The sequence below is a fragment of the Vibrio litoralis DSM 17657 genome (genome assembly GCF_000426765.1).
GTDB lineage: Bacteria > Pseudomonadota > Gammaproteobacteria > Enterobacterales > Vibrionaceae > Vibrio > Vibrio litoralis.
The window spans coordinates 143,555-155,141 of sequence record NZ_AUFZ01000022.1; the positions used below are offsets into that span (position 1 = coordinate 143,555).

The 11,587-nt window shown below is 40.7% G+C and carries 8 protein-coding genes; 3 read left to right on the top strand and 5 right to left on the bottom strand.

All coding sequences use genetic code 11. The annotated features are described in order from the left end of the window. Positions 1-74 precede the first annotated feature (74 nt). Positions 75-1,946 carry a DUF294 nucleotidyltransferase-like domain-containing protein gene (locus tag K358_RS0109525; protein WP_027696602.1) on the bottom strand — a complete coding sequence of 624 codons (1,872 nt, stop codon included), beginning with the start codon at positions 1,944-1,946 and terminating at the stop codon, positions 75-77. Between the two features lie 165 nt (positions 1,947-2,111). After that, on the bottom strand, positions 2,112-2,840 hold the full coding sequence (locus tag K358_RS0109530) for a FadR/GntR family transcriptional regulator (RefSeq protein WP_027696603.1): 729 nt from the start codon (positions 2,838-2,840) through the stop codon (positions 2,112-2,114). A gap of 422 nt (positions 2,841-3,262) precedes the next feature. On the opposite strand from K358_RS0109530, the gene K358_RS0109535 reads away from it, so the two are divergent. Then, positions 3,263-3,979, top strand: a complete 717-nt coding sequence (locus K358_RS0109535) for a FadR/GntR family transcriptional regulator (protein ID WP_027696604.1) — start codon at positions 3,263-3,265, stop codon at positions 3,977-3,979. A gap of 141 nt (positions 3,980-4,120) precedes the next feature. Here the strand turns inward: K358_RS0109535 and K358_RS0109540 are convergent, their stop codons facing one another. From K358_RS0109540 to K358_RS0109550, 3 genes are all read right to left on the bottom strand, one after another. After that, positions 4,121-5,890, bottom strand: a complete 1,770-nt coding sequence (locus K358_RS0109540) for a sodium:solute symporter family transporter (RefSeq protein WP_027696605.1) — start codon at positions 5,888-5,890, stop codon at positions 4,121-4,123. A 142-nt stretch (positions 5,891-6,032) separates the two neighbouring features. After that, positions 6,033-8,198, bottom strand: coding sequence for a heparinase II/III domain-containing protein (locus tag K358_RS0109545; protein WP_027696606.1), 2,166 nt, complete (start codon positions 8,196-8,198; stop codon positions 6,033-6,035). A gap of 46 nt (positions 8,199-8,244) precedes the next feature. Next, positions 8,245-10,422, bottom strand: coding sequence for a heparinase II/III domain-containing protein (locus tag K358_RS0109550; RefSeq protein ID WP_027696607.1), 2,178 nt, complete (start codon positions 10,420-10,422; stop codon positions 8,245-8,247). A 312-nt stretch (positions 10,423-10,734) separates the two neighbouring features. Between K358_RS0109550 and K358_RS0109555 the strand changes: the two genes are divergently transcribed. Both K358_RS0109555 and K358_RS0109560 read left to right on the top strand, forming a co-directional pair. Continuing rightward, positions 10,735-11,082, top strand: coding sequence for a cupin domain-containing protein (locus tag K358_RS0109555; protein ID WP_027696608.1), 348 nt, complete (start codon positions 10,735-10,737; stop codon positions 11,080-11,082). 21 nt (positions 11,083-11,103) lie between these two features. Further along, the coding region (locus tag K358_RS0109560) for a PfkB family carbohydrate kinase (protein ID WP_027696609.1) at positions 11,104-11,587 on the top strand (484 nt) is incomplete at its 3' end.

Here is an 11,587-nt window from a genome sequence, read left to right on the forward strand (position 1 = left end):
ACTCTCAAATTAATCACCTCAACTACTGATAAGTAAACCACTCTTATCTGCAATTGAGGTTAAATTATCTTTACTTAATACCCTACCGAACCAAAGCGCAGTTTTGCGGCATCTTGCAAGTCAGCAATGATTCTAAAAGCATCTTTTAAGTGTTGACGCTCAAAGCTACCGAAGTTATTTGGGTCGATATAACTGTCTGGAGCGACGCCTTGTTTTAACTGTTGTAACTGGTGGTTATAACGGAACTGAGCGATAAAGTGGTATGAACCGATAATGTTCTTATAGGCATCTTCACTTAAAATACCCGCTTCTTTGGCAGCAGCAAAACGGCTTTCAGTATTAGATGAATCACACTCCACTGCTAACCCATAAATACGCGCTAAATCGATAATTAAATTAATCGCGTATTTTTTAATATTGAGTACTTTGGTTTGTTCACCATTTTTTTCTAATACAAAGCTATTAAAAATCCCTAACGGTGGGTTGGTATTGACGGCATCACGAACCAATGCAGGCAAAAAGGTATGATTCTGCTTAATGTTTTTATGCATTTCATCGCGTAGTGTTTTGGTAAATTCACCATTACCATAAATAGAACGAATTTCTAAAAACACACTAATATTCAATAAGCATTCATATTCTGGGTTACTCACCCACTTCTTATAATATTGTTTCCATACCGATAATGGTTGGCACCACTTCGGCGTAGCTGCCATATATTTACCAGTACATAGCGGATAACCACAACGATCTAGGCCATTTGACACATAAGCGCCTAAATGTCTGAAGTAAATCTTATCGCTATCAGTCGCGTCATCAGAGAGCACTAGCGCGGTATCTTGGTCGGACGTGATATTCAACTCATTACGAGCATGAGAACCCGCCGAGATCCAGTTGAAATCACAAGGCGGCTTACCCAGTTTATCAATCGCAATTTGAATTAAGCGGCGTGTATACGCATCCATAATCATCGACATTACTTTGCCAATGATTTCAGAAGACACTTTCCCTTCCACTAAGGCTTCAAAAATCGCTTGGCGTTCCAGTGTGAGCTGAGATAACTCAGACACGCTGTTGGTGTATTTGATCTTTTCAATTAAGAAGATGGCTTGCATGCGGTGATTTTGCACCAAGTGGGTCGTCGTCAATAAACCTACTGCTTGGCCCTCTTTCACCACTGGAATATTACGTATGTTGTATTCCATCATCATTGAAGCCGCTTCTAGAATCAAAGCATCTGGGCTTAATACCAATGGATTTGGTGTCATGACCGTTTTGATTGGATCTTGCAGTGGCGCTTCTAATGCAATCACGCGCTTGGTCATATCACGGTCGGTGATCAAACCAACAATGCTGCCATTTTCATACACAACTGCACACGAACAACGCTTTACGATTCGCATTTCATGGGCCACATCTTTTATCGACATGCTGGCGTTAACCACAGCAATCACACCACTTGCCACATCCCCTACACGCTTGATAAACAAGCCTTTTTCTTTATTCGACCACACTACATCATGAGCGGTGGTTAAACGAACATCCGCTTGAGAGGCAAAGTATTCTGCGTATTCTGGTTTACGTTCAAACAAACGCAATAATGCAGAATGGGGAATTAAATAGAGTAATGAGTTTTCTATTGCGGCAGCGGTATAACGATTATCTTCACTTGTAGTTTCACCAAGAAAGGTAAAACCAAAGATGTCATCTCGCCCTAAACGAGATCGTAACTGACCATCGAGTTTTCTTTGCTCCATTGCACCGGTTCGCACAATGTAGAGATATTTTTCCGTTAGATCGCCACATGGGTCAATGACTTCACCACAGCTGACATAAGTAATTTGAACAATGCTCGCGAGCTCTCGAATATCTTCTTTCAATAAGTTATTAAAAGGCTCTATGGTCGATATATATTGTTCTATATTGGCAAGAAGTGAGTCATTCATAGATATCCTCAATTTTATGTTATTGTAATATTTAATTGTATACCCATAAAAAAAGCAGCGGAATCAACTTCCGCTGCTTAAATGGTAAAACTTTGAACCAAAAACGTTTCTACTCAAATGTCTTCAAGATGCGAGTAATTTGGGTATCAATAAAACACGAATTGCTTAGTTTAACTCTGGCAAACGGTGCTTAGATTCTTGCAAGTGGTTTGCTGAACAAGCTCTGGCTTTATCTGCATTACCCGCCATGATGGCTTCGTAAATATCACGGTGTTCTTGCAAACATAACCCACCTTTTTCTGATGAATGCACAATGAAGTTTTTGTACATGGTCATCAAAATATTACCAAATGGTAAGTAGAAGTCGTTACCGGTTGAGTTAAAAATCAAGTTGTGGAAATGCATGTCGACTGCTGTCCACTCTGCTTGATCAAAAAATTCTTCTTCTGCTTTAGCTGCTACATCGCACATTCTTTGGAAGGTTTCTGATAACTCAATACGTTGCTCTACAGTGGCATTTTGCGCGGCAAGTGCACAGGCTTCTGGCTCAATCGCACGACGCAAACCTAAGAATTGGTGAAAGAAAGTATCGTTATCGATAAGACCATCCATCCACTCGATTAATTGAGGGTCAAGAAAGTTCCAATTTGCACGTGCAACTACACGAGTACCAATCTTAGGGCGCGACTCTAATAAGCATTTTGAAGTAAGTAGCTTTACCGCTTCACGAAGTGCGGTACGGCTTACGCCAAACTGCTCACATAAAGCCATTTCACCAGGAATAATTGAGCCTTGCGGTAATTTCCCAGACAAAATTCCGCGTGCGATTTCACGTGCAACTTGCACATGCAAACTACGCTTAGAGCCTGAAATTGAATTAAATTCATTCGTCATCATCATTCTTCTTATATAGATTCTTGTCTTATTTATGGACATTGTATCACTATAACGTCACTGCTCCAGTATTTAAAACCGAGGTTTAGGTGATATACGTCACTTATTTATAGTTATACCTAATAATATCAGGAGAACCACCTCAAACCAGCTTAGATCAAGCTCACATAATTCACCAATAACGGCTAATTAATAGCTCCATAAATTGACGATAATAGGTAATATTGTATTATCAATCATCTTGAGTTACTAATTCTCACTTTAATTTATTAATATGTTCTTAGTGATCTCAAGATGCCTACTTTATTTGTCTTTTTACTTTTAAAGTAGTGATAGTTTTTATCGCTCGAGTAATTTGACACGTTGGAATTCGCTTTATTGCCAGTGCTTTACTGGCTTTTTTCCATTTTGAGAGAGACCTAATGACCGAAGAAAGTTTCAGTTTTACCCCTATGACCTATCGGCTTAATGTCTATATCGCTCAACAAATTGCTAGCCAAATTATTTGTGGCCAACTGCCTGTCGGCTCAAAGTTGCCTAATGAACTAGATTTATGCCAACGATTTGGTGTCAGTCGCACCGCTTTAAGAGAATCAATCAAGTTATTAGCATCTAAAGGTTTAATTACTTCTAAGCCTAAAGTGGGGACTTTTATCCAACCACGTAAGTACTGGCAGTTTTTAGATCGCCAATTACTGGAATGGCTAAAAGACAGTGAAGATCCTCAACATTTTTTAAAACAATTTTTAGGGTTACGTAAGTCGATTGAACCAGCTGCTTGTGCATTTAGTGCTGAATTTGCGACAGAAGAACAACGCCTGCGTTTAACTACCCATTTCAATGCAATGGAGAAAGCGAGCAAAAATAAAGACGCCGATGCTTGGACGTTGGCAGATCTGAATTTTCATGCTTTGATTTTCCAATCGACTTCAAATGACTTCTTTACCCCTTTTGGTAATGTGTTAACGACGGTTTATCAATGTTTCTTTAACCATACCTCGGTAAGAGGACATTTTTGTATTAAAGAGCATCGCGCGGTTTATCAAGCGATTATGGATAAAGACCCAGAAGCTGCCAGAATGGCCTCTAATATCTTATTGAAAAACAACCATGAGTTGCTGTCTCTCAACCCTGCGTAGGCGACTCTTTACCGTTTTAAGCGTTCCATTTAATTTCCTAGATTAAACATCCATTAAAAAAGCTCATTTCACACTGACATGAAATGAGCTTTTTAGTATTTAAAATCTCTCGGTGTTAAGATCTAACTTCCCAACAGAAATTTACTGCCCGTTCGAAATAATGCTCTCTTCTGTCACTTGTCTTATCGCCAAACGGCTTTTATATAAGTGATTGCCTGCCCACAAGATCAAGCCCCCTATCACAATGAAAGTTAGCATATCGTAACCGGTTTCAAATATGACACCGACTAAGATAATCAACGCACCTAACACTTGCGATAAACGCCCTAAGTAAGCGCCTTGTTTGCCATCCACTAAGGCTTCTTCTTGCGCACTAATTGGTGTGGCAAGGTTGTGATAGAAGATTTCTAACTCTTGCTTACGCACACCTTGAGGCTCTTTATAGAACAGTGAAGATAAAGCAAAGAAACCACCAGAAATCACAATTTGTGCCACCAGCATCGCCACTACCGTTAAATCAACACTTTCACGATGAGTAAAGACATCTGCACCAAATAGCGGCAATAACCAATTTACATCAAACAAAAATTGCATAAAGCAAGATACTAACAACCCGACAATCAAGGTTGCCCATGCTGACCAATCTGGCGTTTTAACAAACACTAACGCCAACAATGATGGAATAACTAAAGGCATTTGCAGTAACGCGCCAAATAGCATCATCAAATCAAAGAAGCTGTATTCTTTTATCGAAGCAAACAACAATGCCGCACCAATCGAAATCACCCCATTAAATAAGGTCGAGATCTTACTCATACGCATTTGCTGAGTTTCGGTCGCTTCTGGATTAATCACCGACTGATACACATTACGCACGAAAATACCCGCATTACGGTTCAGTGCTGTGGTCATTGGTGCAATCGTCGCGGCAATCATGGCGGCAAGCACTAAGCCCAGTACCCCTTGTGGCATGTGATTTTGAATAAAGAATAAATACGCGGCATTGTTCGCACTTGCGCCTAGATTAGGATAAAAGGTTTGTAAATCGACATGCATAGTTGCCGTCACCCAAGGTGGGATAAACCACATGATTGGGCCAATCACAAACATTAAACCTGCCACCCAAGCTGCTTTTCTGGCTTCTTTTTCATTCACGGTGACAAGGAAACGATAACAAGACATCGCATTGTTAGTGCCCATGGTTTGCTTGGCCATGATGAACACCACCCACACAACGAAGATCTGCCAGTAATTGATATCGGTTCCCATAATAGACGGAATTTCTGACTTTTCGACTAGCTCAACAGGACCGCCAACATAAATTAAGGCATACGCCCCTACCGTTAATGTGATCGCCATAAGCAAAACCAATTGAATGACATTGGTTGCAGAAACGGTCCAAGATCCACCACTGATCGCAATAAAAGTTACTAATACGCCAACACCGATAATGGTGACATACAAATCAATATGAAAAACCGCTGCAACAAAGATTGCCAAGCCATTAAGCCAAATAGCAGCTGAAATGGTGGTTAAAGGAAATTGCAGCCAAGTGAATACTTGTTCCGAGGTTTTACCAAAACGCTTTCGGATCACTTCCATTGCTGTATCCACACGTAATTTGCGATAGCGAGACGCAAAGTACATGGCGGCCACAAAAAAGCCTAAAGCATTCCCCCAAAATAAAAACAATACGGCTAAACCATCTTCATAGGCTTTAGCTGCTGCTCCGGTGAATGTCCAAGCAGAAAATTGCGTCATAAAGGCGGTCGCCCCTGCCATCCACCACATCATGGCGCCGCCACCGCGAATAAAGCCAGAGGAGGTTTTAGCAAAGCGTTTAAATATAAAAGCAGCAACGATAATAAAAACAAAATAGCCAGCAATGATGGAAATATCTAAGCTATCCATTGTCGAAAAACACCTCACAGTAAACAGAAAAAACCGGAATACTCTATACCCAGTGACTAAGGTATATAAGCATTCCGGCTTAAGTTGGCTGGTTAGAGATCAGCAGCCCTTAAGAACAACTTACACTTTGTCATCATATAGCTTATAGCTGAGCCGTTGCTCCCGTCCATTGGTACTCTACACCATTGAATTCAACTTTGTGCTCACCAGATTGCGGGCCATTAACATCAATCATACTTGGGCGATTTGATATACCAAACTGGTACAGTTTTCCGCTAACTAAACGGATTTCAACCACTGTACCTGTCGCATTATGACCAAGCACCTCAATACTTTGGATTAAACCGCGAGCCCCAACAGACGCTTCAATAGATTCATTAAAGTAGCCATGTGTTTCAATAACTGAAGCAAATACATGATCTTTTGCCTTTTGGCGCAAAATTAAGGTTGGCTCTGAACGTAGGTTAAAGTCAGGGTCATTGGCACCAGTACGAGCAAAAATCACCTCACTACCAGCTGGCGCACTTGAAACTAAACTATAATAGCTTGAATCATGTAACCAACTTACAAGAGAACTGCCTTCTACCGTTCCGGAACCAATATTCCATAAATGCTGATACCCATTTGACTCACCTAATGAACGCAACTTGCTTTCCGTTTGGTAATCAAAATCGGTACGAATAATTTGTCCTGTGTAGTGGTATGGCAAATCGTATTGATGAGATTCTTCAGATAAAATTCGATATACATCGATAACCAATGGTTTCTCAAACTCAGGCAGTTCTGCAAGTAAAACACTTCGTTGCATATCCACACCATCGTAGTACTCAGAAATGGTACCGCTCATTGCTTGAAACTTTTCATCTTCTGTTAAGAAAAAGTGCTTCTGACCGAATTTAGATTCTGCTAATGCGGTATCAAAGTTGTTTTGTGTTTTCTGATCAACAACAACCGTATTGTGTGCCACCGTTTGCTTACAGTAAGATTTGTTTTCAGGAATATAACGACCACCAAATTTTGGTTCCACGTTTACCCAACGGCCAAAACCATAGTCATGCAGTACTTCATTACCACGATTAAATACACTTAGGTGTAAACCATCGTAGTGGCCATGATCTAACGCTGAATGATATTGGTGATCGGAACCATGTTGACCAAACCATATCAGTGCCATGGTGTCATCATCTTGCGAATCACGGTGACGAAGAATGCTCACACCACCTTTTTCACCTTTTGGTCCATCAGTCATAAACAAGCTACCCCAGCTGAAAGGCTTGATTTCATCTGCAGCTTCAACTGCTTGCGATAAAGTAAGGCCGGCCTGATGAACCCAAACATCTTGTTGGTGATTTGCCATACCAAGTAATACTTCCGTTTGCTCATAACGGTGATAACACACAGAGGTTGCCATGATCACGCCTTCATCGTTAATGCTGATGGTTTTCGATGAATCGTTAAGCGCTGGTAGCGTTCCGTCTGGGAAAGCGGTTTTAAATACGGCGTATGATGTAGTTTTGATCACTGAATCGTTAAATTCATAAATGCCCAATTCTGGCTGACGACGTTCAATCGCTTCAGCAAACAGGTAAATTGGACGCAATGAGAAACGGTGGTAGTACGGGCCTTCCATGTAATAGCCATCAGGCGAGAACAATTGATCAAGCTGAGCGAGGAAACCACCGCTTACTTTGTCCATTTTTAGGCCGTATAACGCTTTATCTACTGATTCTTGGTCATTGATCGCGTAACCACAAATACCCACTGCCGCAACTGCCCATAAACCGTGGTTGTGTACGATGTCGAAGTCATGGCCGTAAGTCACCACAAACATGTGGATCATGTGTTTAAACAAGTCATCTTCAATCTGACGTTTTTGCGATTCTTCAAGTGTGTGGTAAACACAGCTATAGGCACATGATGAGTACAACATCCACATGTTTTCATTCAATGTTTGGTGGAACAGTTTGCCCGGAGGATTACTGTCACGGCTAACATTGCTTTCTAGTGTTGGATATACCGTCGCGTACGCGGTGAGTAATTCAACAATGTAGTCACGGTATTTTTGCTCACCGGTGATCAAAAATAAACGACCCGCTAGATCCATGTGAATATAGTTTTGCTTATGACGGTTATGCTCGTAACCACCGCCTTCACCGTGCCCAGGGACTTCAATACCTACATCTGCCATATACGCATCGGTTTGTGTAATATCGCGAGCCAGTGCATTACCTAGCAGAGTATCTTTACCTAACTCTTGTGCTAGTTCAGCCGCTTCTTCAAAATTCATTAATAGTGGTTGGTAATTCATTCTTCTTTCCTACTTCTTAAATCTAGATAGATGACTTGGCTTGTACTTATTTCGCTTGTACTTCTAATGAATAGAAACCATTCCATTGATAAGTTTTGTCATCGACTGAAACTTGGTGCGCTGTGGTATCTGTCGCAGCCAATTGATTGCTTACCATAAAAGTAACCACCGATTGTTGCGTTTCAATTTCTACCACAGAGCCAACTTCGTTATGGGCAACCACACGTACGTCTTGAACTTGACCACGAGCATTCACCGATTGTTCAAACTCTTCGTTAAAGTAACCATGCGTTTCTAATACGGATGCAAATAAGCTTGATTGACCTTTAGCACGCAAGATAAAGGCAGGCTCACTGCGCAAGTTGAAACTTGGATCATTGGCACCGGTGCGTGTGAAGATCACTTCGCCATCATTGTTCGAGCTCGTGCCTAACCAAGTGTAGTAAGTATTATTTTGTAGCCAGCTCACTAACGCGCTGCCTTTCACTTCACCACTTGCCACATTCCATAGATGTTGATAACCGAAGTTTTCACCTAGTGTGTCTAGTTCTTGGTTGGCTTGATATTCAAAGTTAGTACGAACAATTTGACCGTCATATTGGTGTGAGTAATCAAATTGATGTGTCTTGTCATCTTCTGCTGTTAAACGATATAGATCGAGCAATAACGGAGCTTCTAGTTCATCAAGTTTTAGCATGAACACACTACGTTGCATGTCAAAACCTTGGTAATGATCGTTCGCAAATGCGCTCATGCCATTGACTTTATCATCATCAACTTTAAAGAAATGCGGTAAACCATGAACCGTATCAGCACGATCGGCATCAAAATTATTCTGGCATTTCTCATCAATGGCTACGGCGTTATGAGCAATTGTTTGACGCGCGTAAGATTTGTTTTCGTCTAAGTAACGGCCACCAAATTTTGGCTCAACATTAACCCAACGACCAAAGCCATATTCACGTAATACTTCTTGGCCACGGTTAAAATAAGTAATTCCAAGCGTATCAAAATGTCCATGTCCCATACCGTGCTGACCATAATTCATCACTAGCTGGAATACATCTTTGCCATCTTGCATGCGAATGAAGCCTTGCGCACCGTTGTGACCTTCTGGGCCTTCATTCAATTCCACACTCGGGAAGAATGGCAAACCAATATCATCAGGACGTTCGTTTTGAGCTTTCTCAAAAGCGCGAGAGAGTTCTAAACCACATGCATGCATCCATACTTGATTTTGGATTTTCGCCATGCCAAGTAAGTTATCATCTAAGCCGTAATGCTTACTGTATAAGCTCACCGCAACTTGTACGCCCATATCAGTGATTCCCATGGTATGGGAAGCATCATTTAATGCTGGAAACTCACCATTAGGATACGCGGTTGCCAATAACGCTTGAACTGTATTGCCAATCACTTTGTCTTTAAAGTTATAGATATCCAATTCCGGCATATGGCGGTGTAGTACTTCTGCAAATACACAAAGAGGACGAATCGCAAAACGGTGGTAATAAGGCCCTTCCATGTAGTAACCAGATGGTGCAAACAATTGAGCGATTTGTGCTAGAAAGCCCCCCTCACCCATCTCATTCTTACCGGCAGCATAATTATCAAGGCCAAATACGGACATTTCTAAATATTCACGCTTACCAATCGCCAGACCACAGATTCCAACAGCTGCTACCGCCCACATACCGTGGTTGTGAATGCGGTCAAAATCATGCGCATATTTAACGGTAAACATTTCAAGCATTGGCTGAAACAAATTATTCACAATATGTTCGCGCTCAACGTCTGACATCTCTTGCTCGACACAAGAATAAGCAAGGCTGGCATACATCAGCCACATATGCTCATTCAAGATTTGGTGGAACAAGCGACCTGTTGGATTGGTGTTTTTTTGTACGTGGAAATCAAACTGCAAATACTTGTCTGCATAGAGAGATAATAATTCTTTAACGAAAAGAGCGTATTTTTCTTCTTTAGTAATAAGGAACAAACGACCGGCAAGGTTCATAAAATTATAGTTTTGCTTATGGCGATTATGTTCATAACCACCCGCTTCACCATGCCCAGGAACATCATAATCGAGAGCCATAAAAGCATCGATTTCCTTTCTCATAGTCGCAATGGTTTTACCCATTAAACTGTCACGTCCTACTTCTTCCTGTAACGCCTTAACTTCATCAGCATTTAACAGTACAGCAGATATTTCATAATTCATCTTAAACAACCTCAAGCGACAATATAAAAACCAATTAACCCAAAAGTAATACAATAAGTCTTAAGTTTCATCCGTATTTTTATTAAACGAAGAGATAAGTCACATTTATAATTCACTAAAAACGTGCAAAACATAAAGCTTTACGCCTTATGGCACCGAAATCAACATCATTACTACAAGTTAAGTGAATAAAAAATTTTATGACTTAGGTCACGAACACCTAGACCTATTGTATTACAAATTAATTTTTAAGGTATGATAGGGCCACTAATCGAAACCAATATAAAAAACAAATTTTCTTGGAGAGAAAAAATGAGCATATTCTCAAGTAACTTTTTTAAATTTGACGAAAACGAATGGGAAGTTTTAGGTGATGGAATTAAGCGCAAAATCGTAGGTTATACCGATGATCTTATGGCCGTTTACGTTCACTTCGAAAAAGGTGCCGTTGGTGAACCTCATAGCCATGATATCCATGACCAAATTGGTTATGTTGCTGAAGGCAGCTTTGAAGCAGAAATTGACGGTGTGAAACAAGTGCTGAAAAAAGGCGATGCATACCTTGCTCGTAAACACTTTATGCACGGCGCAGTTGCTCTTGAAGAAGGCAGCGTATTACTGGATGTATTCTCTCCAGTACGTGAAGATTTCTTAAAATAACAGCTTGGATTAGGTGAACAAATGACAACATTCAATATTGCAGTAATTGGCGAATGTATGATTGAACTGCAAAAATCAGGCGAATTCCTAACGCAAAAATTTGGTGGTGATACGCTTAATACTGCGTTGTATCTTGCTCGCCTAACCAAACATACTGCTATTAAAACAAGCTACATTACCGCACTTGGTCGTGAAGGCTTTAGCCAAAACATGATTGATAGCTGGTCAAAAGAAGCGATTGATACTCAACACATCCTTCGTTTTGAAAACAAGCAACCAGGTATGTATTACATCGAAACCGATGACACTGGTGAGCGTAGCTTCTACTACTGGCGTAATGATGCCGCTGCGAAATACATGTTTGATCAAGCGGAAAGCGCTCAACTGATCGAAACATTATCAACCTTCGATGCGGTTTATTTAAGTGGTATCACATTAGCTATTTTGACTGAGCAAGGTCGTGAGCAGTTATTCACACTACTTGGTAAATTGAAAGCCAATGGCA

Coding starts and splice junctions, on each gene's coding strand:
- K358_RS0109525 (WP_027696602.1), bottom strand. CDS start 1,946: ATGAATGACTCACTTCTTGCCAATATAGAACAATATATATCGACCATA.
- K358_RS0109530 (WP_027696603.1), bottom strand. CDS start 2,840: ATGACGAATGAATTTAATTCAATTTCAGGCTCTAAGCGTAGTTTGCAT.
- K358_RS0109535 (WP_027696604.1), top strand. CDS start 3,263: ATGACCGAAGAAAGTTTCAGTTTTACCCCTATGACCTATCGGCTTAAT.
- K358_RS0109540 (WP_027696605.1), bottom strand. CDS start 5,890: ATGGATAGCTTAGATATTTCCATCATTGCTGGCTATTTTGTTTTTATT.
- K358_RS0109545 (WP_027696606.1), bottom strand. CDS start 8,198: ATGAATTACCAACCACTATTAATGAATTTTGAAGAAGCGGCTGAACTA.
- K358_RS0109550 (WP_027696607.1), bottom strand. CDS start 10,422: ATGAATTATGAAATATCTGCTGTACTGTTAAATGCTGATGAAGTTAAG.
- K358_RS0109555 (WP_027696608.1), top strand. CDS start 10,735: ATGAGCATATTCTCAAGTAACTTTTTTAAATTTGACGAAAACGAATGG.